The sequence below is a fragment of the Micromonospora sp. SD12 genome (assembly GCF_052068495.1).
GTDB lineage: Bacteria > Actinomycetota > Actinomycetes > Mycobacteriales > Micromonosporaceae > Micromonospora > Micromonospora echinofusca.
Window position 1 is genome coordinate 200,331 of the sequence record NZ_JBQHDF010000005.1, and the last position, 20,751, is coordinate 221,081.

A 20,751-nucleotide genomic window follows, 5' to 3' on the forward strand; every position below is an offset into this window, starting at 1 on the left:
CCGGCGCAGGTGTCGGCTTCCCGTCATGGTCGCTCGTGCCCGAGAAGCCACTTCTTCACGTCCAGCCCCCACCGGTAGCCGCCGAGGGTCCCGTCGGTGCGCAGCACCCGGTGGCAGGGGACGAAGAGGGCGGCGGCGTTGCGGGCGCAGGCCGCGGCGGCGGCGCGTACGGCGGCGGGCCGGCCGGCCAGCCCGGCGAAACCGGTGTAGGTCACCGGGTCACCCGGCTTCACCTCGCGCAGCACCTGCCAGGCGTGCGCCATGAACGCGCCCCCCGTGTGCTGCCGCACCGGCACGGCGTCGATCGCGGCCAGGTCGCCGTCCAGGTAGGACGCCACGGCGGCGCTGACCGGGCCGAGGTCGCCCCGGTGCCGCAGCGGTGCCCGCAGGGTCGGGTGCACGAGGGGGAGCAGGCTCTCCGGGTCGCCGGTGAAGCCCGCCGCCCGGACCGCGCCGTCCGGGCCGGCCACGATGCTGAGCGGCCCGGCGGGGGTGTCGATGACGGTGCTGTCGTTCATGCTCATCCTGCTCTCCAGAGTCGGATCACCGCGTAGGAGCGCCAGGGGCGCCAGCGGTCGGCGTACGTGTCGAGGGTCCGGGGGTCGGCGGGGACGCCGAGGGCGGCGGCGCCCCGGCGCACGGCGAGGTCGGTGGGGAGCAGGACGTCCGGGTCGCCGAGGGCGCGCATCGCCACGTAGCCCGCCGTCCAGGGGCCGATCCCGGGCAGCGCCAGCAGCCGTCGTACGGTCTCCTCGCGGTCGCCGCCCGGCGCCAGGTCCAGCGACCCGTCGGCGACGGCCCCCGCCAGCGCCCGGACGGTCTCCCGCCGCCCCGCCGGCATCCCGAACACCTCGTCCGGCACCCCGAGCACCTCCTCGGCGGTGGGAAACCCCCGCAACCGGCCCACCCGCTCGGCCCCCTCGCCACTCCCCACGCCCTCGGCTGGTCGATCAAGAGGTTCGGGCTCCCGAGACCGCTCACCGGGTGCCCGAACCTCTTGATCAACGTCGCCGGGGCCGGGGTTGGGGATGGGTGGGTGCAGGTGGGTCAGGAGGCGGGTGAGGGTGGTGCGGGCCGAGCGGACGGAGACCTGCTGGCCGACGACCGCGCGTACGGCCATCTCGAAGCCGTCGACCGAGCGGGGGAGCCGGATCCCGGGCTCGGCGGCGACCGCCCCGGCCAGCGCCGGGTCGGCGGCGAGGGTGCCGTCGACGGCGGTCGGGTCGGCGTCGAGGTCGAGCAGGCGGCGGCAGCGGGCCACGGCGGGGGCGAGGTCGCGCATGTCGGTCAGCCGCAGCGTCGCGCTCACGTGCCCGTCCGCCGGGGTCAGGGCCGCCTCGCCCGGACCGTGCGGCAGCCGCAGGCCGCGCCGGTACGTCCCGTCGCGCACCTCCTCGACGCCGGGCAGCGCGCGCAGCGCGAGGAAGTCCAGCAGTGCCCGGGCGTGCAACGGCGGGCGGTACGCGAGCCGCAGCGTGATCGTGCCCGCCCCGCCCGGCGTCACGGACCGCCCGCGCGCGGTGCGCAGTTCGGACGGGGCCCTGCCGTACACCTCCCGGACCGTGTCGTTGAACTGCCGGACGCTGCCGAACCCGGCGGCGAACGCGATCTCCGCCATGCCGAGCCCGGTCGTCTCGATAAGGGTGCGCGCGGTCTGCGCGCGTTGCGCCCGGGCCAGGGCCAGGGGGCCGGCGCCCATCTCGGCCCGCAGCATGCGGTGCAGGTGCCGCTCGGTGTAGCCGAGCCGGGCGGCCAGCCCCGGGATGCCGTCGCGGTCCACCACCCCGTCGGCGATCAGCCGCATGGCCCGGCCGACCACGTCGGCCCGTACGTCCCACTGGGGCGAGCCCGGGACGGCGTCCGGCCGGCAGCGCCGGCAGGCGCGCAGCCCCGCCGTCTGGGCGGCGGCCGCCGACGGGAAGAACCGGACGTTCTGCCGCTTCGGCGTCGTCGCCGGGCAGGACGGCCGGCAGTAGATCCCGGTCGACGTGACGCCCGTGTAGAACCAGCCGTCGAATCGCTGGTCGCGGCTGTCGACCGCCCGGTAGCACCGCTCGAAGTCCAACTCCACGTCACCGATGATGCCCCTGCTCGGTGCCCACGGCGCGCGGGAATCGGACGTGGCCGTGCGGGCGCGAACGGGACGTCCGGCGCCGAAAGTGTCGGTTGTGGCCGGTACCGTCCGGCCACCAACTCAAGAAGGGGTGCGGCGATGGCGAGCGTGGCGGGTCGGGAGGCGGCGTCGGCACGGGACGGGCACCCACCGCTGGACAGCGTGGTGGTGCAGCGCTTCTACGAGCGGATGCGCGCGGTCGCCCCGGCCGCCGTCGGCGCGATCGAACGGGACCGGGCCGGCGATCCGGGGCGGGCGTTCGGCGACACGGCCTGCGGTCGGCTCGTGCGGTCGCTCGACGCCGACGGCCTCCGCGCGCTGGGCATGTGGGTGCACCACTGGTGCATGCGGTTCTACGACGACGACACCCGGGTGGCGCTGCGACTGGTCCGGGAGATCGCCGGCCGCCCCGGGCTGGGTTGGACGGCCGACGAGGTGCGCTGGATGCTCCGCGAGTCGTACGCGGCCGGCCCCGCCGCCGAGGCCCGCTTCACCCTGCCGCTGGCCGCCGCCGGCGAGCTGGCCCCCGGCGCCCTGCGCATCGAGGCCGTGGTTCCCCGCCAGGCGGGCCCGCGCGACTGACCCGCCGGTCCGGGCTCCCGCGACCGACCCGCCGGGCGGGGCGGGCGTGCCGGCAGTTGCCCGGCCACGGTGGCGCCGACCGCCACGGCGAAGCCGACGAGCTGCCAGCCGGTCAGCGCCTGCCCGAGCACGGCCCAGCCGAGCGCGGCGGCCGTCAGCGGGCTGAGGGCGCCGAGCAGCGAGACCTGGGTGACCGGCAGCCGGGCCGCGCCCCGGAACCACAGCGCGTACGCCAGCGCCGTCCCGGCGAGCGTCAGCCACGCGTAGCCGGCCAGCGCCGGCGGGTCGGGCACGGGCGGCGTCCCCTCGACGAGCAGGGCCGCCGGCACCACCATCAGCCCGCCGGCGGTGAGCTGCCAGCCGGTGGCGGTGAGCGTGCCGACGCCCGGCGGGTGGCCCCAGCGGCGGGTCAGCACCAGACCGGCACCCATCGCGGCGGTGGCGGTCAGCCCGGCGGCGACGCCGGCCGGGTCGAGGCCCGCGTCGGGGCGCAGCACGACCAGGGTGACCCCGGCCAGCGCGGCGAGCGCGGCGGCCAGCGCCCGGGGGCGGGGCCGCTCGTGCAGCGCGAGCACCGTCAACCCCGCCACCAGCAGCGGCTGGGTGGCGCCGAGCACGGCGGCGGTGCCGCCGGGCAGGTGGTAGGCGGCGAAGAAGAGCAGCGGGAAGAACGCACCGATGTTCAACGCGCCGAGCACCACGGCACGCCACCACCAGACGCCGCGCGGGCGACGCCGGGTCAGCGCCAGCAGCAGCAGGCCGGCCGGGAGGGCCCGGATCGCGCCGGACCAGAGCGGCCGGTCCGGCGGCAGCAGCTCGCTGGTGACCAGGTAGGTCGTGCCCCACGCGGTCGGCGCGGCGGCGGTGAGCAGGACGTCGGTCCAGCGTCGGTCCACGGTTCCCCCTGAATGCTTGATGCCAAGTATCTTGTTACTAAGCTACTTTGCGGCGAGACAAGAGGGGAGTGCGAGGTGCGGCACAATCCGGGGGTGACCGAGCGGGACGACGTCGACGGCATCGTCGAGCAGTGGCGGCGGGAGCGACCCGGGATGCGTCCCGAGCCGATGGCGGTCTTCGGCCGGATCTACCGGCTGGCCCGCCTCGTCGGCGACGAACAGGAGCGCACCTACGCCCGCTGGTCGATCAGCCGGGGCGAGTTCGACGTGCTCGCCGCCCTGCGCCGCGCCGGCGCCCCCTACACGCTGGCGCCGAAGGCGCTCACCGCCTCGCTGATGCTCACCTCCGGCGGGATGACCGGCCGGCTCGACCGGCTGGAGCGCGCCGGGCTGGTCCGCCGCTCACCCGACCCGGCCGACCGGCGCGGGCTCCAGGTCACGCTCACCCCCGCCGGCCTCGACCTCGTGGAGGAGGCCGCCGAGGCCGGGCTGGCCGTCCAGCGCCGGCTGCTCGACGCGTTGCCTGCCGAGGACCAGCGGCGCCTCGCCGACCTGCTGCGTACGCTGCTGGGCGCGGTCACCGACGGCGGACGCTGAGCGGCGGCGCGGACCCCGGCGGCGACGGGCGGCAGCCCCGGGCGGGCGACCGTCCCGGGCGCTGAGCGGCGGGGGACCGTCCTCGGGCAGGATGGGCAGCGCCGACCCCGACGGAAGGACGACCGTGCCCGCCAGCGAACCGACCATCCTCGCCACCAGCATGGGCATCTACGCGCCGCGCCACGAGGGCGGGCCCCGGCGGGTCAACCCCGTCTTCGACCTCGCCGCCGAGCTGGCCGGGGCCGGGCCGGAGCCCAGGATCTGCTTCCTCAACCAGGCCGAGGGGGACCAGCCGACCACGCTCGCCCGGGTCTACGAGGCGTTCGCCGGCAGCCGGTTCCGGATGACGCACCTGGCGCTGTTCCCGATGCCCAACGTCGACGACGTCCGCGCCCACCTGCTCGCCCAGGACGTGATCTGGGTCGGCGGCGGCAGCGTCGCCAACCTCTGCGCGGTGTGGCGGGTGCACGGCCTCGGCGAGATCCTGCGCGAGTGCTGGGAATCCGGCGTGGTGCTCGGCGGCGTCTCCGCCGGCTCGATCTGCTGGCACGCCGGCGGGGCCACCGACAGCTTCGGCACCACCCTGCGCGGCTTCACCGACGGGCTGGGCTGGCTGCCCTACGGCAACGGCGTGCACTACGACAGCGAGGAGCAGCGCCGCCCGCTGATGCACCGGCTGGTCGCCGACGGCACGCTGCCGACCGCCCACTGCACCGACGACGGCACCGGCCTGCTCTACCGGGGCACCCGGCTGGTCGAGGCGGTCGCGGACCGCGCGGGCGTCTCGGCGTACGAGGTCAGCCGCGCCGAGGACGGCACGGCCCGCGAGACCCCGATCGCCCCCCGCCTGCTCGCCTGACCCGACCCCCGCTGCCGATCTTGGTACGGTGACGCCCCTCCGGGGGCCGTTTCGTACCAAGATCCGGTATTGCCCGACCCGGCGACGACGCACCGCGTGCCGGGGTGGGACGGCACCGGCGTAAGCTGGCTCGTCGTGAGTCTCACCATCGGCATCGTCGGCCTGCCCAACGTCGGCAAGAGCACCCTGTTCAACGCGCTGACCAAGAACGACGTGCTCGCGGCGAACTACCCGTTCGCCACCATCGAGCCCAACGTCGGCGTCGTCGGGCTGCCGGACGAGCGGCTGCACACGCTCGCCGAGATCTTCAGTTCGCAGAAGGTGCTGCCCGCCCCGGTGTCGTTCGTCGACATCGCCGGCCTGGTGCGCGGCGCCTCCAAGGGGCAGGGCCGGGGCAACGCGTTCCTGGCCAACATCCGCGACGCCTCGGCCATCTGCCAGGTCGTCCGGGCCTTCTCCGACCCCAACGTGGTGCACGTCGACGGCAAGGTCTCCCCGGCCGACGACATCGAGACGATCAACACCGAGCTGATCCTCGCCGACCTCCAGACCCTGGAGAAGGCGCTGCCCCGGCTGGAGAAGGAGGCCAAGCTCCGCAAGGACCGGGCCGCCGCCGTCACCGCCGCCAAGCAGGCCGTCGAGCTGCTCGACACCGGCGTCACCCTCTACGCGGGCGCCAAGGACGCGGGCATCGAGCTGGAGCACCTGCGCGAGCTGCACCTGCTCACCACCAAGCCCTTCCTGTACGTCTTCAACGTCGACGAGGCCGAGCTGGGCAACGCCGAGTTCCTCGACGAGCTGCGCGCCCTGGTCGCCCCGGCCGAGGCGGTCTTCATGGACGCCAAGATCGAGTCCGAGCTGGTGGACCTGCCCGAGGAGGAGGCCCGCGAGCTGCTGGAGTCGATCGGCCAGCCCGAGCCGGGCCTGGACCAGCTCGTCCGGGTCGGATTCCGCACGCTCGGGCTCCAGACGTACCTCACCGCCGGCCCCAAGGAGGCGCGCGCCTGGACCATCCCGGTCGGCGCGACCGCGCCGGAGGCCGCGGGGGTCATCCACTCCGACTTCCAGCGCGGCTTCATCAAGGCCGAGGTGGTCTCCTTCGGCGACCTGGTCGCGGCCAAGTCCATGGCGGCGGCCAAGGCCGCCGGCAAGGTCCGGATCGAGGGCAAGGAGTACGTCATGCAGGACGGCGACGTCGTGGAGTTCCGCTTCAACGTCTGAAATTCCCTGTTCGCCCTGGTCGAGGTGTTGTGCCCTGGCCCTGGGGCACAGCCCCACGCCGGGTCGTCGACTACAGCAGAGGGCGCCACTTCGTTCGGCTCGACGTCGAAGTGCCGGCGGAGACCCTGACGAAGGGCCCCCGTCAGCCCTGTGGCTTCCACCAGGCCGCGAGCAGCCCTACGACGGCGACGAGGAAGAGACAGGTAAATCCCGTACAGAGCAGCAGGCCGAAGCCGGCCAAGGTTCCGAACTCCACCGGCCGACTGTAGGTGGACGAGCCTCGATCAATGCCGCCGGGAGACACGGTCGCAGGTCCTGAGCCCGACAGTCCGGATGCCGGCACGAGAGCGACGTCGTCCTACCGCTGCGTCGGGTAGTCGACGTGCCGGCGCGCCCTGCGGAGGCGGAGACGCCGACGTCACGAGGGCCGCACGCCAGGAGTCGTGGAAGAGCTTGTTGATCAGCACCGCGAGCGGTACGCGGGCAAGAAGGGTGAGAAACATCCGAACCGGGTACGGCCATCGCTTCATCGAGGGCCCGTACCCGACCCTGGGCGCGATGAGTCAGCAGGCAGGGTGATGCCTGCCGGACTTATCCACGACGCGAGGGATTGCTCGCATCCCCTACCCTCACGAGCCATGACCCACCCGTACCAGGTGCCCCAACCGCCGAAGCGGCGCACGCTGCGCACCGTGTTGATCGTCGTCAGTGTGGTCGTCGTGCTGTGCTGCGGCGGTGCCGGCGTCGGCGGCTTCTTCCTGTACAAGGGGGTCAAGGGCGCGACGGACCCGGCGCGGCAGGCCGCCGAGTCGTTCGTGAGCCACCTGGAGGCGGGCGAGCCGGACGCGGCGTACGAGTTGTTGTGCGGCGACACGCGCGGCGGGTACACGAGGGAGGCGTTCGCCCAGGGCGTCGCCAAGCAGCCGAAGATCCGCGGTCACAAGGTCAACGGCGTCAACGTGTCGAGCGTCAACGGCCGCACGTCGGCGACGGTGAACATGGCCCTGACGCTGGACAGCGGCTTCACCGACCGGCACACGTTCATGCTGGTGAAGGAGGACGGGGCCTGGAAGGTGTGCGGCCAGCCGTACTGAGTGCGGGGCGAGCCCGTACGCTGGATTCCGTCAGCTTGATCAGTCGTGGAAGTAGACGGTGGCCGACCACCAGTCACCGTCGGCCGTGACCTCGTTGTGCAGGACGACGTCCTGGATCTCGATGCCGGGCCGGTGTTCGATGCCGTCCGCGACGCGGCGCAGCAGCGCCGGGACGCTGTCCTGGCCTGGGCCGGCCGGGTTGGCCTGCGAGAAGTGCCTGATGGTCCACGAATCCGGTTCAGACGGCATGCCGGCAGTCTGCCAGCGGTTCCGGATGCCGGCCGTCCCCGGTGTGGGAGGTCAACCGAGTCCCGCCCAGGGATCCTCACGGCGCCACAGGGTCGGCAGGTGCAGAGCGACCCCCTCGTGGCGGGCCAGCCGGGCGAGGACGCGCACGGTGCGGTCGAGGTCGTCGCCCGCGTACGGCAGGGCGCGGAGCGGCCGGTCGAGCGGACGGAAGAAGTCGTCCCAGTGGATGAGGACCACGCGCCGGGCCCCGACGGCCCGTACGGTCTGGACCCAGTAGGTGCGGATGTAGTCCTCGTCCTGCGCCGAGCTGGCCGACGCCCAGGTAGACCACGTCGGCCCGACATCCGGCCAGCGCTCCCGGCAGGTAGCCGGCGCTGCCCTGGACCAGGGCCGTCCGGCCGCTCGTGTGCGCGACGAACACCGACCACGCCTCACCGCACCGGTAGGCGGCGGCCCTGGCCGGGGGCACCACGGGCGCCTCCGCGCGGGCGGCCGGCGGGTGCCGTTGACGCTCGGCTCGGCTCAGCTCGGCCCGCTCCGCGCTGCGGCCGGCCGGACGACGGCCGACCGCTAGCTGACGAGGCTCTTGGTCAGGATGTGCTCCCGGCGCACGCCGTCGGGCATGAGGTCACCCAGTTCACCCGTGTCCTTGAAGCCATGCCGCTGGTAGAGCGCCCAGGCGTTCCTGTTGCCCGCCACCACGGCCAGCCGCAGCGTTTCCGAGCCCACCTGCCGCGCCCACTGCTCGATCGCCCGCACGAGGTGGTCGCCCACGCCCCGGCCACGTCCCGCCGGCGCCACGTACATCGAGATCAGCTCGACGACGCCGTCCTGTCCGGTCGGCACCCCACTGGCCATCCCCACGGGCTGCCCGTCGAGCATCACCAGGATGTTGCGGGAGCCGGGGATGGCCAGCCGACCGCGCCAGCGTTCCTCGCGGTCGCCGTCGCCCTGCCAGTCCGCCAACTGGGAGCCGAACGCGTACGCCGCCTCCCCCAGCGCGGCGAGCCGCAGTTCCCGCCACATCCTCCAATCGTGCTCGCTGAGGACATGCGTCTCGATCATGCGATGGAGGCTGCCGCAGGCATGGGAAGCACGCAACCCGGTATCCGGTGACTACCAGAACCTGCCGACCGCCGAGGATGGTTGACGGCCGTACGGCTCCCGTCCCCCGTCGCGCAGCAGGATCGGCCGCCCTACCAGTCGCGCCATTCGTCGGTGAGTTCGTGGCGTCCGACGCCGCGCCGGGAGGTGAGCGCCTCGACGTCCTGGCCCGCGCTCGTCAGCACGACGTCGATGTGCTCGCACAGGTCCTCGCGTTCTCCCGTCTCGATCCTGCCGTGCTCGTCGTTGACGGCGTTGAGGGCGGTGACCACCCGCTCCACCGCGGCGAAGACCTCCTCGTCGGACGGCGATGAGAGCGAGCGTACGTCCGCCTCGTAGGCGTCGAGAACGGTGTCGACGGCGGTGATGAAGGGTTCGGGCCAGAGGCGGAGGGCGTACGCGGCCTCCTCGGTGAGGGTGCCCGCCGCGATCGCTGCCCTCTGCTCCCGCACGCTGCGGCCCCACTTCTCGGTGGGTCTCGTGATCATGGCGCGCAGCGTAGCGTCGGAGTCCGACACCGCCGCCTGGTTCAGCCGCTGCGGGGGGCGTACATGATGACGGCGACCCCGACCAGGCAGAGGGCCGCGCCGACGAGGTCGTAGCGGTCGGGGCGGAACTTGTCGACGACCATGCCCCACGCGAGGGAGCCGGCGACGAAGACGCCGCCGTAGGCGGCCAGGATGCGGCCGAAGTTCGGGTCGGGCTGGAAGGTGGCGACGAAGCCGTAGAACCCGAGGGCGATGACCCCGGCGGCCACCCACAGCAGCCCCCGGTTCTCGCGCCAGCCCTGCCACACGAGCCAGGCCCCGCCGATCTCGGCGAGCGCGGCGAGCAGGAACAGCAGGATGGAGCGGGCCACCGTCATGGGGTCGAAGGTAGCCGGAGCCTCACCTGGTCAGCGGGCGGGCGGCCCGCCGCTGACGGCCGCGATGTGCAGGGCCAGTTCCTGCGCGACGTCCTCCATGCTCTGGCCGGTACGGGTCCCTACGAGGCTGAGTGCCAGCTCGGCCAGGAACATGAAGCCGCGGCTGCGGGCGGCCTCGTCGGGGAACATGGCGAGCAGCCGTTCGGCGCCGTCGAGGTCACCGCGGTGCCTGGCGGCGATGACCCCGGCGGCGCGTTGTGCAGCGATGAGGGCCGACCCCGGGTCGGCCGCCATCAGGGCGCCACGGTGAGCGGGTTGCCGGCGGCGCGCGCGGCGTCGAAGCGCCTGGCGACGTCGGCCCAGTCGACCAGGTCCCAGAGGCGGTCGACGTAGTCCGGACGCACGTTCTTGTACTGAAGGTAGTAGGCGTGTTCCCAGGCGTCGAAGACCAGGATCGGCGTCGAGCCGTGGCCGACGTTGCCGTGGTGGTCGTAGACCTGTTCGACGATGAGGCGCTGCGCCAGCGGCTCCCACGCCAGGACGCCCCATCCGGAGCCCTGCACGCTCTTCGTGGCGGCGGAGAGCTGCCCGGCGAAGCCGTCGAACGAGCCGAAGTGCTCCTGAATGGCGGCGGCCAGTTCGCCGTCGGGGCGGTCGCCGCCCTCCGGGGAGAGGTTGTTCCAGAAGATCGAGTGCAGGACGTGCCCGGAGAGGTTGAAGGCCAGGGTCTTCTCCAGGCCGACCAGCGCCGAGTAGTCACCCTTGTCGCGGGCCTCGGCGAGCTGGTCGAGGGCGTCGTTGCTGCCCTTGACGTACGCGGCGTGGTGCTTGCTGTGGTGCAGCTCCAGGATCTGACCGCTCATGGCGGGCTCGAGCGCCCCGTAGTCGTAGGGCATGTCGGGGAGCTGGTAGACGGCCATGGGGACCCTTTCGCGAGTGGACGGTATCCCGGCCAGTATGCCTTATTGCAAAGTGATGGCAACTACGTAATATTGGCAACTGACCGGGAGTCGCACGGGACTCCGGCCACCGCCGACGCTGTCGGCAGGGCGCGCCTCCGCGCCGCGATGATCAACGGTGGAGGCGCGCCCGCACGTGCTTCCTCCCGGCCCTGTCGCCGTGGTCGGAGGAGGGGCGCGACCGGTGCCCGGCTTCGACCCGGGAACCACACCGGGCTCCCCTCCACGGGGGAGGCGGTCCCCTCGCGCTCGGGAGTCGGCGTGCGGTCCGCCGGACCTAGCGTCGGGACCATGGATGCTTCTCCTGGTGCGCGGCGATGGCCGGCCTACGCGGTGGCGGCGCTCTTCCTCGCGTACGCCGTCGGCAAGGCCGCCTTCGCGCTCGACTCCCGGCTCGGTTTTCCGGGCGGCCCGGTCGTTCCGGCCGCCGAGCACGAACGGTACGCCCGCGACGTGATGGGCGTGGCGACGGCGCAGTGGTCGGCGGTCGTGTCGGGGGTGGTGGGGGCCTGCCTCGCCCTCGCCACGGTCACGGCGCCGGGGCGCCGGGTGCCGAGGCCCCTGATGCTGCTGGCGCTGGCCGGCATGCTGCTGGCCGTCGGGGCCGGCGCGACGATCATGGTGGTGGACGGGTTCGTGGGCATCGGCGTGGGCTGGCAGTGGTACCACGGGGTCCTCGGGCTCGTCGTGATCGGGCTGCTCGTGGCGATGATCCGGTCCTACGTGGTGGCGACGAGACGTGCCGCGCACTGACCGGGCCCGGGTGGGTGCGTACGGCGCGGCGGCGTGCGCCTCGGCCTACGGGGCGATGAAGCTCGCGCAGGCACTGGGGGCCAACGCGCTGGCCGACAAGGATCCGCTCCCGCCGGAGCTGCGCGAACGGCTCCTCGCCCGTGATCCGCTGTTCGTGGCGAGCCACTGGGTGCTGGCCGCCGCCGCGGTCGTCGGCGTCGTGGTCGCGCTGGCCACGCTGCGCCCCTGGCGGGCGGCCCTGCCGCGCCGGCTGCTGTCGACGGTCGCCTGGACGCTCGGCGTACTCATGATCGTCCGGGCGGTCGGGGCGCTGGGGCACGGCCTCGTCGGTGACGCGCTGCTGCTGACGGGCCTCCGGCCACCGCCGGCCACCCACGCCGCCCTGGCCCGCGACCTGGCATGGTGGGACCTGCTGCTGTGGTCGCCGTTCTTCCTGCTCTGGGGGGTGTGTTGGGCGACGGCGGGATGGCGGCTGGGCAGGCGGCACCGGGCCGCCGGGTGACCTGGGGCGACCGGACGTCCCGACCCGGTCCCCCGAGCGCCGTCCGACCGGGCGACCCGCACCCGCCTACGATCTCGCCATGATCACTCGTCCATCCTCGCCCGCTATCCCGGGCTGGAGACACTCGGCCGCACGGCGACCCGGCTGCACCCGCGCCCCGGGGCGGTTCCGGCAGCCGAGAGCCACGTCGGCGGGCCGCTGCTGTGGCCGGCCGACGAGCCCTGGCCCACCTGCGACGCCGCACCTGGTGCACGAGGAGGTGCCTCTGGAGAATCTGCGGCTCCCCGAACCAGGCTCGCCCCGTTGAACTCGCCGTGGTCGTTCAGGCGGAAGTGCGCCTGTGGCGGTTCCCGTCGACCTGGGATTTCATGTACGGCGAGTGCCTGCGCCACGAGTTCGAGGCCAGCGGGCCGCCTCAGCCAGAACCGATGCCGGCCTGGCCCTGCTGATCACGATGGTGCTGGCCGGCGATCATCCCTCACGCTTGCACCCGGGCGCGGCAGGCCGGCTTAGCCAACCCTGCTGGCACTTGGGCTGGTTCCCGGCTGCGAGGCGGTCGGAGACGTGTTGGAAGTGATACTTGCAGTCGCCTCTATCGGCCACGGCACAACGGGCTCGGGAGCTGCACGATCGGGCTGCGCTCGAAGGAATAAGAGGGGTAGGGCGACAGCCGTCGCTAAGGGAGTCAGGACGCACGCGACAGCTACCACCACTGCGATCCGAGTGCCGTTGCGAGAAGGCTCCAGAGTCTTGGTCCCCGCTTCAGCACTCATGCCAGAAGAGCCGGTGGCGGGGTCGGTCCGGTTCTGTCGCTCTGGGAGGACGTACACGCCCACCGCCAGGAGTACGAGCCACAGCGGCACCAGCAGGGGAGCGAGCGCCGGCCAGATGGGCCAAACCGGCTCGGTGAGCCTGTTCATGTCCAGGACCGCCCAGGTGAGGGCCACGCCTGGGAGTAGGCCGACCATCACCAGGGTGCCAATCAGCAGGGGTACGGGTGGACGTCGCCGTGCCAGCAGCCGGAACAGCGCTGCGCCGGCGGCGGCGCCGAGGAGGGTGCCAGTGACCGTGGTGGCGAGGAACTTGTCGGGCGCGGCCGGTGCGACGGTCAAGCTCGACCCGCTCGCCGAGTGGGCGAGCGTGACCGTCAGCCCGTCCCGCTCGGCCCGCCAGCCGTCGCACGGGATGCCCGGCACGCGGCGGAGGCTCTGCCACCCCTGCTTCGTGGCGTTGCGTCGCAGTTGCTCGGAGAGCACACAGTCGGCACGGTCGTCGTACCAGAAGCCCACCTGACCCGATCCGAGGTCGTCGGCGGCGAAACTGACGCCCCACCGGGAGCCATGCACGACCCGATCCGAGTCGTACGGCACCGCATCGGGGAGCAGCTCCGCCGCCAGGGTCCGCGCCCGGTCGTAGCTGGGCGGCGTGACGCCGCGGCCGCCGTACCAGGAGCCGACGCTCAGGCCGACCGTGCCCAGCAGCACCGCGCCGAGCAGTAGCATCGCGACGCGCCGCAGCCGGTGACCCACCGGCCCACCCCCTGGCACAGTGCGGTACAGGATAGCCCCGCCGCCTATCCGTGGTGCCCGGCGGCTGCCGCTGCAGGAGCGGAGGTTTGTGCTCCGTTCGGAGTCCTTCTTGCACCTTGCGCCACGGCCTTGTTCCTTCCGCCACGGCGCGCACGGGGGCAGCCGAGTAAGGCCGCCGCTGATACTGTCCCGCCTCAGCGGTGATCATCGATCCGCTGCTTACCTCCCCCTCCCCTGCTCTCCTTCAAGAGGTCGCTTGATGCGCACATCTTCCAGACCGACCAGGTCGCTGCGGCGGCTCGCCGGCGGGCTGCCCGTGGCTCTCGCAATCACCCTCGCTCTTGCTCCCACGCCCGCGGCTGCGGTACCGGCCGGGGGAATGTCGGCGACGGCGCTCAACACGATGTTCCAGACGTACGGCGATCAGGGCGGGCACTGGACGGGAGGTGACAACACCGCCTCCGTGGCCCTACCCGACGGGCGGGTCGCGTGGCTCTTCTCGGACACGTACCTGGGCACGGTCAACGCGGACGGCACCCGTCCGGCCGGCACGCCGATGGTGAACAACACCCTCGTCGTGCAGGAGAACACGAGCCTGGTGTCCACCCGCCACGGTGGCTCAGCGTCGGCACCGTCCGCCCTGGTCGTCCCAACCCAGGCCGACCAGTACTTCTGGGCGGCGGACGGCGTCGTCGAGGGCGGTGCCCTCAAGGTGCTCTACAACCGCATGCAGCGCGGTGGGAGCGACGACAATCTCGACTTCATCCTCAAGGGAACCTCACTGGTGACCTTCGCCCTGCCGGGACTCACAGTCTCATCCGTCGTGGATCTGCCCGTCGGTGACTCGGTCGGCTGGGGCTCGGCGATCCTGGAGGACAGCGGATACACCTACATCTACGGCACGTCAGCCGGTGATGGCGGCATGCGCTTCGGACACGTCGCCCGCGCACCCGCAGGAGGCTTCGGCGGCGCATGGCAGTACTGGACGGGCAGCGCCTGGTCGAGCACGGAATCCTCGGCCGCACGGCTGCTCAGCGGCGTCGGCACGACCTATGGCGTCTTCCGGTCGGGAGACAAGTACGTCCTGCTCACACAGGACAACAACCTGGTCTTCAACCCGCAGTTCGTGACCTACACCGCCGACTCGCCGACTGGTCCGTTCACCGGGCCGACGCCCCTGTTCGACGCGCCCGAGGCCGTACCGGGCACTCCGAAGATCGTCTACGACGCCCGTGTCCATCCCGAGCTCACCACCAGCGGCAAGCTGCTGTTCTCCTACAACGTCAACAGCCTCGACAACGCCGACAACCTCAGCGACGCCCGGCTGTACCGTCCCCGGTTCATCGAGCTCGCCTGGCCTCGGCCGGTCCCCGACCCGGCGGCGCTCCCCGGAGTACCGCAGGCGGTCACCGCGACCCCGGACGACAAGGGCGACGTCACACTCGCGTGGCAGGCGGTCGCCGGCGCCACCGGCTACCGGTTGCACCGGCGTGACGTGACAACCGGCCAGACGCACTTCAGCCGGGAGAGCGCGGTCGCCACAGGGACGTCCGCGAAGATCGGCTTCCTGTACTCCGGGCACACCTACGAATTCCGGGTCAGTGCCGTCAACACGGCAGGCGAGGGCACGCCGTCGACCACGGTGACCGCGGTGCCCCGGATCGCCCCGCCGCCGGCCCCGGCATCCGTCACGGCGGTCGCCGACGACGCCGGCAGCATCACCGTCTCGTGGGATCAGGTGCCTGACGCCTGGGGCTACGACCTGCTCGAGCGTGATCTCACCGCGGGTGACAGTGAGTTCAACCTCGCCCTCCGACCCGGCAGCACCGACACCCAGGTCCGGCGGGAGAACCTCGAGCACGGTCACCTGTACGAGTTCGCCCTGGTCACCAGGAACGGTGGTGGCGAGTCACCCCGGTCGGCGATCGCCACGGCGACCGCACGGTACGCGCTCCCGCCCGCGCCGACCGGCCTGACCGCCACCCCCCGCAGCGACGGCAGCGTTGCCCTGGCATGGACGGCGCCGGCCCCTCTGCTGTGGTACATGGTCTATCAGCGGGACGTGACGGCCGGCGAGGCGGCCTTCACGCAGTTGCCCCTCCCCGTCGAGGGCACCGCGATAACCGCCGATTTTCTGCACCACGGGCACACCTACGAGTGGAAGGTCAGCGCCACCAACCGGGGAGGCGAGGGGCCGGCCAGCGGCGTGGTACAGGCCACGTCGACGATGGCGCCGCCGGCTGCCCCGACGAACCTCCGGGCAACCGTGGGAGATGGGAAGGTCACCCTCGTCTGGGACGCGCCGAGCGACAACGTCTTCTACCACATCTACCAACGCAACGTCACGACCGGGGAGGGGGAGTTCACCGAACTCCCCCTGCCGATCACCGAGTGCTGCACCATGACGCCGGAGTTCCTCACCAACAACGAGACCTACGAGTTCAAGGTGGCCGCGAGCAACCAGGGGGGCACGGGCGCGGCGTCCACCGCCATCCAGGTCACCCCGCGGGCGCCGACGCCGGCCAAGGTGACCGGCCTGACGGCGACGCCACAGTCCAACGGCTCGATCCGGCTGCAGTGGACCGGGCCGACGGGCAACTACTGGTACGACGTCTACCGGCGTGACGTCACCGCCGGCGGCAGCTTCACCAAACTTCCGCTGCCGGTGACGACCTGCTGCGCCATGACGGACTCGTTGCTGGTACACCGCCACGTGTACGCCTACAAGGTCGTCGCCAACAACGGCACCGACGGCCCGGCGAGCGACATCGTCCAGGCGACCAGCAACTACTCGCCGCCGCCGGCCCCGCAGAACCTGCGCGCGAGGGCGGCTGGTGACGGCAGCGTGGATCTGGACTGGGATCCGGTCGGTCCCAACATCGACTATTGGATCTACCAGCGTGACGTGACCGCGGGCCAGACGTCCTTTCAGAAGCTGCCGCTCCCGCTGACCGACAGCGCGTTCAGCGCCGGCCTCCTGGCCAACGGCCACCAATACGAGTTCAAGGTGAGCGCGTCCAACCAGGGCGGGGAAGGAGCCACGTCGGCCGCGGTACGCGTCACCGCCCTGGGTGGGCTTCCCGCCCGTCCCGCCAACCTGAGCGCGGACGTGGGCAACGCCACGGTGCGCCTGACCTGGACGGCGAGCGCCACCTCCGGCGTCTCGTACGACGTCTACCAGCGGGACGTGACGGCCGGGCAGTCCTGGCAGAAGCTGCCCTACCCGGTGACGACCTGCTGCGCGTTCAGCGGCTCGCTGCTCACCAACGGGCACACCTACGAGTGGAGAGTGGTCGCCACCAACGTCCACGGTTCCAGCGCCGCCTCGAACGTGGTTAGTGGCCGCCCGATGCCGCCACTGCCGGGCAGCCCCTCGAACCTGGCCCGGACGGTGGGTGACGGAACGGTCCGGCTGACCTGGACGGCCAGCCCGAGCCCGAACGTCTCGTACGACGTCTACCAGCGGGACGTGACGGCCGGACAGTCCTGGCGCAAGCTGCCGTACGCGGTGGGCTGTTGCTCGTTCAACGGTGGCCTTCTCACGAATGGGCACACGTACGAGTGGAAGGTGAGCGCGACGAACATGACCGGTTCGAGCGGATTCTCGAACACCGTCAGTGGGCGTCCGATGCCACCCCTGCCGTCGGCCCCCTCCGGTCTCACCGCTACTCCGAAGAGCAACGGCGTCACCCTTAAGTGGACGGCCAGCACGCCGTCGAACGTCTCCTACTCGATCTACCAGCGGGACGTGACGACGGGGCAGTCGTGGCAGAAGTTGCCGCTCGGCGTGAGCTGCTGCACCTTCAACGGGGCCCTGCTGATCAACGGGCACACGTACGAGTGGAAGGTCCTGGCGTCGAACATCACGGGTTCGAGCGGATTCTCGAACACGGTGAGCGCCCGTCCGATGCCCCCGATGCCGAAGGCGCCCGGCGGGCTGTTGGCCTGGGGTGACGTCAACCGGGTCACGTTCACCTGGGGAGATGGCGGGAACTCGAAGCTCGACACGTTTTACCAGGTCCATTACCGAAACCTCAGCGATGGGCAGACCAGTTGGTCGAAGTACCGGAGCCCGATCGCCGAAACCAAAGTAATCATTTACGATTTCCTGCGCGAGCTGAAAGCCTACGAGTTCAAGGTCTCGGCGGTGAACATTTCCGGTGAGGTGTCGTCGAGTTCCACGGTGGAGGCCATCCCATATCGGGTGGTGCCGTACAACAGTGGCGTCCGGCGGCGAGGGAATCAGGATAACGGCAGCAACGACTGGGCTGGCATATTCTCGCTGGCCCACAGCACTTCATGCCAGGGGGACTGGTTCCAGACCATCTGCTTCGGCATGACGCCGATCATGTACGCCGGCCAGACCAACCCGGTGACGGTGGGTGACTTCTTCTTCTACGCGAAAGGCGGCCCGCAGCGGCTGGAAGAGGAGTTGGTGTGCGAGGTCCGGCAGCGGTTGATCCTGCGGCGGATGTACGGGGCGGCGACCGCGAACAACGAGGGCCCGGACCTCCTCTGGCACGAGCAGATCCACTCCGTTCAATGGTCAAAGTACAGCGATTGGGAGGCCTTCCTGTGGGATTACTTCAACGATCACATGCGTTTCGAGGAGGGGGCAAACCTCTACTGGGGCGGCTACAAGGTCAAGTACGGCGCATCGAGGTGCTGACCGGGCGGCGGCCCTGACCCAGCCCGGCGAGCGCGGCCGACGTGACAGGCGATGTCACGTCGGCCGCGTGCGTCCCCGCGTCGGGAAGGCGGCGCTCAGTGGCGGTCGCGGCGGAAGCCGTCCCGGTGCCGATGGGTCGGCCTCAGTCTCGGGAGGCACCGTGCCAGGTGCGTGAGGCCCGCGTCCAGGGGTTTCTCGGCGCGAGCCGGCGGGCGCACGGCACGCTAGCGCCGCCGGTCAGCCTCCGCGCGGGGCGTGCATGATGATGGCGACCCCGACCAGGCAACTGGCCGCGCCGACGACGTTGTAGCGGTCGGGGCGGATTTTTTTCGACGCCCATGCCATACGCCAGGGAGCCGGCGACGAAGACGCCGCCGTAGGCGGCCAGGATCCGGCCGAAGGTCGGGTTGGGCTGAAGGCGGCCACGAAACCGTAGCTCCCGAGGGCGATGACCCGCCCGCCACCCACAGCAGTCGACGAGGGCTCAGGACGGGTAGACCTTGCCGTCACGTGGCGACGGCGCGTACCCGGCTGCCGCTCGTCGCCCTCGTCGCCCGACGCGGCGAGTGGAACACCACGTGCGTCAAACACGTACGTTGACAGCCATGCTGTCCCACTCGCGGGCGAGGCGGGACATGCCGCCGGTGTCGACTGCGGGTCAGCCGGCCGTGTGCGTCATGTGCCCGTCCGTCCGAGGTCACTGCCGATGAGAGCCGCCCGGGAGCGTTCGTCATCCACCTGCCCGTGGTCACGAGAGACCCTGCTCTCCGCCGTACGCCTGGCTCGGGTGGTGGCGCGGTGGGCGAGCGTGCTCGCGCAGACCGACCCCGGCGAGACCACGGTCTCCGCCGAGGAAGCGCAGCACCTGCGGCACCGGGTCTTCTGTGACACGCTGCTGGCCGAGGGCCGGCGCTGCCTGCTGCGGACCGGCCACGAGGGCCCTGCACCCGCCGTCGGGCGAGATTCTGGGATCGCCGGACGCGGGTTGTCCGGAACCGGGCCGCCCGTTCGTCACCCTGGTGACAACCCGACACCGAGGAGCGGCATGAAGTACCTGATGTTCGTCTGCACCGACAGCGAGCCGGACACCGACCGGGCCGACTGGCCGGACATCGAGGCATGGGTCGAGGAGAACGACGCCCGGGGCCGGCGGCTGACGGGCGACGCCCTCGCGGAGACGACGGCGGCCACCACGGTCCGCGTCCGCAACGGGGAGCTGCTGGTCACCGACGGTCCGTTCGCCGAGACCAAGGAGGTGATCGTGGGCTTCGACCTGTTGGAGTGCGCCGACCTGGACGAGGCGATCGAGGTGGCGCGCGCCCACCCGATGGCCCGCGAGGGGCGGCTCGAACTGCGCCCGGTCGTCAGTCTGGATGGCTGACGGCCCCGCCGACCCGCTCGCGGTGGCGGCAGCCGTCGCCACCGCGAGCACCGGGTCGTACGCCCGGATCGTCGCCACGCTGATCCGGGTGACCGGCGACTGGACCCTGGCCGAGGACTGCGCCCAGGAGGCGTCGGCGCTCGCGCTGACCCGGTGGCCGGCCGAAGGCGTGCCCGCCAACCCGGGCGGCTGGCTGATGACGGTGGCCCGCAACCGGGCGATCGACGTGCTCCGGCGGGCCTCGGTCGAGCGACGCAAGCTGCGTGAGCTGGCCGTGCTGACGCTGACCGAAGCGGAACCCGGGGCGGGGGCGGGGGCGGGGGAGATCGTGGACGACCGGTTGCGGCTCGTCTTCACCTGCTGCCACCCGGCCCTGTCGCCGGAGGCGCGGGTCGCCCTGACGCTGCGTACGGTCTGCGGGGTGCCGACCGCCGACATCGCGCGGGCCTTCCTGGTCACCGAGTCGACCATGACCCGGCGGCTCACCCGGGCCAGGGCGAAGATCGCCGCCGCCGGCATCCCGTACCGGGTGCCGACCGGCCCGATGCTCGCCGAGCGGCTCCCGGGCGTCCTCGCCGTGCTGTACCTGCTCTTCACGAGGGGTTACGACGCCGACGGCGAGCCCGCCTTCGCCGACGAGGCGATCCGGCTGGCCCGGCTGCTCGACCGGCTGATGCCGGGGCAGTCGGAGGTGGCCGCCCTGCTGGCGCTCTTCCTGCTCCAGCACTCACGGCGGGACGCCCGCCGCGACCCCGACGGCAACCTGCTCACTCTCGACCAGCAGGACCGCGCCCGCTGGGACCACGACGCGATCGCCGAGGGCGTCGGCGTGCTCGCGCGGGTCGCGGCGGACGGCCCGTACGCCCTCCAGGCCCGGATCGCCGCGTGCCACGCCACCGCCGCGTCCGCCGAGGCCACCGACTGGGCGGGGATCGCCGAGGCGTACGACCGGCTCGTCCGGCGGCAGCCGTCGCCGGTGGTGGAGCTGAACCGTGCCGTCGCCCACGGCTACGCCCACGGGCCGGCGGCAGGGCTGGCGCTGCTGGCGGCCGCCCGGGCCGGCGGGGCGCTGGACGGCTATCCGCTCGCCGTCGCCGCCGAGGCGGAGCTGACCGCCCGGCAGGGCGATCGTCACCGGGCCGCAGAGCTGTTCCGCCGGGCGGCCGAGGCGCACTCCGGTGCCGCCCGGCGCGCCCTCCTGGAACGCGCGGCGACCCTGCTGCCCGGCCGCTGACCCGACACCGACCAGGGAAACCGGGTACCGGCCCGGCGGAGCCTGGCCCCTGACCCGGTGGCCAGACGGGCGGGCCGGGCTGTCCCGGGGAGGGAGCGGCCGTCCCGGGTCGGATCGGTCGCTCCCTCCCTGTGCGGGTGCTGC

The 20,751-nt window shown here is 72.3% G+C and carries 21 protein-coding genes and 3 pseudogenes; 11 read left to right on the top strand and 13 right to left on the bottom strand.

Translation table 11 applies throughout. The features are described 5' to 3' along the window. Window positions 1-23: 23 nt before the first annotated feature. Together ACTMS2_RS13180 and ACTMS2_RS13185 are read right to left on the bottom strand one after the other, a co-directional pair. Window positions 24-524, bottom strand: coding sequence for a methylated-DNA--[protein]-cysteine S-methyltransferase (locus ACTMS2_RS13180; RefSeq protein ID WP_441175609.1), 501 nt, complete (start codon window positions 522-524; stop codon window positions 24-26). Continuing rightward, complete coding sequence (locus ACTMS2_RS13185) at window positions 521-2,071, bottom strand: DNA-3-methyladenine glycosylase 2 family protein (RefSeq protein ID WP_441175610.1); 1,551 nt, start codon at window positions 2,069-2,071, stop codon at window positions 521-523. Before ACTMS2_RS13185 ends, ACTMS2_RS13180 begins: the two co-directional genes overlap by 4 nt. Window positions 2,072-2,212: 141 nt before the next feature. On the opposite strand from ACTMS2_RS13185, the gene ACTMS2_RS13190 reads away from it, so the two are divergent. Continuing rightward, a complete protein-coding gene (locus tag ACTMS2_RS13190; RefSeq protein WP_441175611.1) occupies window positions 2,213-2,695 on the top strand; it encodes a hypothetical protein in 483 nt (160 codons plus the stop codon). 128 nt (window positions 2,696-2,823) lie between these two features. On the opposite strand, the pseudogene ACTMS2_RS13195 reads toward ACTMS2_RS13190, so the two are convergent. Beyond that, window positions 2,824-3,591, bottom strand: a pseudogene (locus ACTMS2_RS13195) (EamA family transporter); the annotation flags it as partial. Between the two features lie 93 nt (window positions 3,592-3,684). Between ACTMS2_RS13195 and ACTMS2_RS13200 the strand changes: the two are divergent. The 4 genes from ACTMS2_RS13200 to ACTMS2_RS13215 all read left to right on the top strand — a co-directional run bounded on the left by ACTMS2_RS13200 (window position 3,685) and on the right by ACTMS2_RS13215 (window position 7,362). Then, window positions 3,685-4,188 carry a MarR family winged helix-turn-helix transcriptional regulator gene (locus ACTMS2_RS13200; protein ID WP_441175612.1) on the top strand — a complete coding sequence of 168 codons (504 nt, stop codon included), beginning with the start codon at window positions 3,685-3,687 and terminating at the stop codon, window positions 4,186-4,188. A gap of 91 nt (window positions 4,189-4,279) precedes the next feature. Continuing rightward, window positions 4,280-5,047 carry a Type 1 glutamine amidotransferase-like domain-containing protein gene (locus ACTMS2_RS13205; protein WP_441175613.1) on the top strand — a complete coding sequence of 256 codons (768 nt, stop codon included), beginning with the start codon at window positions 4,280-4,282 and terminating at the stop codon, window positions 5,045-5,047. A 135-nt stretch (window positions 5,048-5,182) separates the two neighbouring features. Continuing rightward, window positions 5,183-6,268: a redox-regulated ATPase YchF gene (ychF, locus tag ACTMS2_RS13210; RefSeq protein ID WP_441175614.1), complete on the top strand. Its 1,086-nt coding sequence runs from the start codon at window positions 5,183-5,185 to the stop codon at window positions 6,266-6,268. A gap of 638 nt (window positions 6,269-6,906) precedes the next feature. Next, on the top strand, window positions 6,907-7,362 hold the full coding sequence (locus tag ACTMS2_RS13215; RefSeq protein WP_441175615.1) for an Rv0361 family membrane protein: 456 nt from the start codon (window positions 6,907-6,909) through the stop codon (window positions 7,360-7,362). A 39-nt stretch (window positions 7,363-7,401) separates the two neighbouring features. On the opposite strand, the gene ACTMS2_RS13220 is transcribed toward ACTMS2_RS13215, so the two are convergent. The 7 genes from ACTMS2_RS13220 to ACTMS2_RS13250 all read right to left on the bottom strand — a co-directional run bounded on the left by ACTMS2_RS13220 (window position 7,402) and on the right by ACTMS2_RS13250 (window position 10,500). Next, window positions 7,402-7,611 carry a hypothetical protein gene (locus tag ACTMS2_RS13220; RefSeq protein WP_441175616.1) on the bottom strand — a complete coding sequence of 70 codons (210 nt, stop codon included), beginning with the start codon at window positions 7,609-7,611 and terminating at the stop codon, window positions 7,402-7,404. 51 nt (window positions 7,612-7,662) lie between these two features. Next, window positions 7,663-7,848, bottom strand: coding sequence for a hypothetical protein (locus ACTMS2_RS13225; RefSeq protein WP_441175617.1), 186 nt, complete (start codon window positions 7,846-7,848; stop codon window positions 7,663-7,665). Window positions 7,849-8,181: 333 nt separating this feature from the next. Continuing rightward, entirely contained in the window at window positions 8,182-8,676 is a 495-nt protein-coding gene (locus ACTMS2_RS13230) for an N-acetyltransferase family protein (RefSeq protein WP_441175618.1), read from the bottom strand. A 131-nt stretch (window positions 8,677-8,807) separates the two neighbouring features. Beyond that, window positions 8,808-9,203 carry a hypothetical protein gene (locus ACTMS2_RS13235; RefSeq protein WP_441175619.1) on the bottom strand — a complete coding sequence of 132 codons (396 nt, stop codon included), beginning with the start codon at window positions 9,201-9,203 and terminating at the stop codon, window positions 8,808-8,810. A 41-nt stretch (window positions 9,204-9,244) separates the two neighbouring features. Further along, entirely contained in the window at window positions 9,245-9,580 is a 336-nt protein-coding gene (locus ACTMS2_RS13240; protein WP_121399763.1) for a YnfA family protein, read from the bottom strand. Window positions 9,581-9,610: 30 nt separating this feature from the next. Further along, the gene (locus ACTMS2_RS13245; protein WP_334606875.1) at window positions 9,611-9,874 is read right to left on the bottom strand and encodes a superoxide dismutase; all 264 of its coding nucleotides are present in this window, start codon (window positions 9,872-9,874) and stop codon (window positions 9,611-9,613) included. Continuing rightward, a complete protein-coding gene (locus ACTMS2_RS13250; protein ID WP_441175620.1) occupies window positions 9,874-10,500 on the bottom strand; it encodes a superoxide dismutase in 627 nt (208 codons plus the stop codon). The genes ACTMS2_RS13245 and ACTMS2_RS13250 overlap by 1 nt, the downstream gene beginning before the upstream one ends. 330 nt (window positions 10,501-10,830) lie before the next feature. Between ACTMS2_RS13250 and ACTMS2_RS13255 the strand changes: the two genes are divergently transcribed. Both ACTMS2_RS13255 and ACTMS2_RS13260 read left to right on the top strand, forming a co-directional pair. Beyond that, complete coding sequence (locus tag ACTMS2_RS13255; RefSeq protein WP_441175621.1) at window positions 10,831-11,292, top strand: hypothetical protein; 462 nt, start codon at window positions 10,831-10,833, stop codon at window positions 11,290-11,292. Beyond that, the gene (locus ACTMS2_RS13260; protein WP_441175622.1) at window positions 11,279-11,794 is read left to right on the top strand and encodes a DUF3995 domain-containing protein; all 516 of its coding nucleotides are present in this window, start codon (window positions 11,279-11,281) and stop codon (window positions 11,792-11,794) included. The genes ACTMS2_RS13255 and ACTMS2_RS13260 overlap by 14 nt, the downstream gene beginning before the upstream one ends. A gap of 509 nt (window positions 11,795-12,303) precedes the next feature. Here ACTMS2_RS13260 and ACTMS2_RS13265 read toward each other — a convergent pair. Then, on the bottom strand, window positions 12,304-13,323 hold the full coding sequence (locus ACTMS2_RS13265) for a hypothetical protein (RefSeq protein WP_441175623.1): 1,020 nt from the start codon (window positions 13,321-13,323) through the stop codon (window positions 12,304-12,306). Window positions 13,324-13,411: 88 nt separating this feature from the next. On the opposite strand from ACTMS2_RS13265, the gene ACTMS2_RS13270 reads away from it, so the two are divergent. After that, complete coding sequence (locus tag ACTMS2_RS13270; RefSeq protein WP_441175624.1) at window positions 13,412-17,992, top strand: DUF5005 domain-containing protein; 4,581 nt, start codon at window positions 13,412-13,414, stop codon at window positions 17,990-17,992. 142 nt (window positions 17,993-18,134) lie between these two features. Here the strand turns inward: ACTMS2_RS13270 and ACTMS2_RS13275 are convergent, their stop codons facing one another. Both ACTMS2_RS13275 and ACTMS2_RS13280 read right to left on the bottom strand, forming a co-directional pair. Further along, window positions 18,135-18,383 (bottom strand): hypothetical protein, encoded by a 249-nt coding sequence (locus ACTMS2_RS13275; RefSeq protein WP_441175776.1) that lies wholly within the window; start codon window positions 18,381-18,383, stop codon window positions 18,135-18,137. Then, window positions 18,296-18,583, bottom strand: a pseudogene (locus ACTMS2_RS13280) (hypothetical protein); the annotation flags it as partial. The pseudogene ACTMS2_RS13280 and the gene ACTMS2_RS13275, both read right to left, overlap by 88 nt. 141 nt (window positions 18,584-18,724) lie before the next feature. Between ACTMS2_RS13280 and ACTMS2_RS13285 the strand changes: the two are divergent. From ACTMS2_RS13285 to ACTMS2_RS13295, 3 genes and pseudogenes are all read left to right on the top strand, one after another. Next, window positions 18,725-18,932: pseudogene (locus ACTMS2_RS13285) on the top strand (hypothetical protein); the annotation flags it as partial. 105 nt (window positions 18,933-19,037) lie between these two features. Further along, the gene (locus ACTMS2_RS13290; protein ID WP_441175777.1) at window positions 19,038-19,373 is read left to right on the top strand and encodes a YciI family protein; all 336 of its coding nucleotides are present in this window, start codon (window positions 19,038-19,040) and stop codon (window positions 19,371-19,373) included. Beyond that, the gene (locus tag ACTMS2_RS13295) at window positions 19,366-20,607 is read left to right on the top strand and encodes an RNA polymerase sigma factor (protein WP_441175625.1); all 1,242 of its coding nucleotides are present in this window, start codon (window positions 19,366-19,368) and stop codon (window positions 20,605-20,607) included. The genes ACTMS2_RS13290 and ACTMS2_RS13295 overlap by 8 nt, the downstream gene beginning before the upstream one ends. Window positions 20,608-20,751 lie beyond the last annotated feature (144 nt).

Bases quoted from the DNA above. Each gene is read 5' to 3' on its own strand.
- ACTMS2_RS13180 (WP_441175609.1), bottom strand. From the start codon at position 524: ATGAGCATGAACGACAGCACCGTCATCGACACCCCCGCCGGGCCGCTC.
- ACTMS2_RS13190 (WP_441175611.1), top strand. From the start codon at position 2,213: ATGGCGAGCGTGGCGGGTCGGGAGGCGGCGTCGGCACGGGACGGGCAC.
- ACTMS2_RS13205 (WP_441175613.1), top strand. From the start codon at position 4,280: ATGGGCAGCGCCGACCCCGACGGAAGGACGACCGTGCCCGCCAGCGAA.
- ACTMS2_RS13215 (WP_441175615.1), top strand. From the start codon at position 6,907: ATGACCCACCCGTACCAGGTGCCCCAACCGCCGAAGCGGCGCACGCTG.
- ACTMS2_RS13220 (WP_441175616.1), bottom strand. From the start codon at position 7,611: ATGCCGTCTGAACCGGATTCGTGGACCATCAGGCACTTCTCGCAGGCC.
- ACTMS2_RS13230 (WP_441175618.1), bottom strand. From the start codon at position 8,676: ATGATCGAGACGCATGTCCTCAGCGAGCACGATTGGAGGATGTGGCGG.
- ACTMS2_RS13235 (WP_441175619.1), bottom strand. From the start codon at position 9,203: ATGATCACGAGACCCACCGAGAAGTGGGGCCGCAGCGTGCGGGAGCAG.
- ACTMS2_RS13240 (WP_121399763.1), bottom strand. From the start codon at position 9,580: ATGACGGTGGCCCGCTCCATCCTGCTGTTCCTGCTCGCCGCGCTCGCC.
- ACTMS2_RS13245 (WP_334606875.1), bottom strand. From the start codon at position 9,874: ATGGCGGCCGACCCGGGGTCGGCCCTCATCGCTGCACAACGCGCCGCC.
- ACTMS2_RS13250 (WP_441175620.1), bottom strand. From the start codon at position 10,500: ATGGCCGTCTACCAGCTCCCCGACATGCCCTACGACTACGGGGCGCTC.
- ACTMS2_RS13255 (WP_441175621.1), top strand. From the start codon at position 10,831: ATGGATGCTTCTCCTGGTGCGCGGCGATGGCCGGCCTACGCGGTGGCG.
- ACTMS2_RS13290 (WP_441175777.1), top strand. From the start codon at position 19,038: ATGAAGTACCTGATGTTCGTCTGCACCGACAGCGAGCCGGACACCGAC.
- ACTMS2_RS13295 (WP_441175625.1), top strand. From the start codon at position 19,366: ATGGCTGACGGCCCCGCCGACCCGCTCGCGGTGGCGGCAGCCGTCGCC.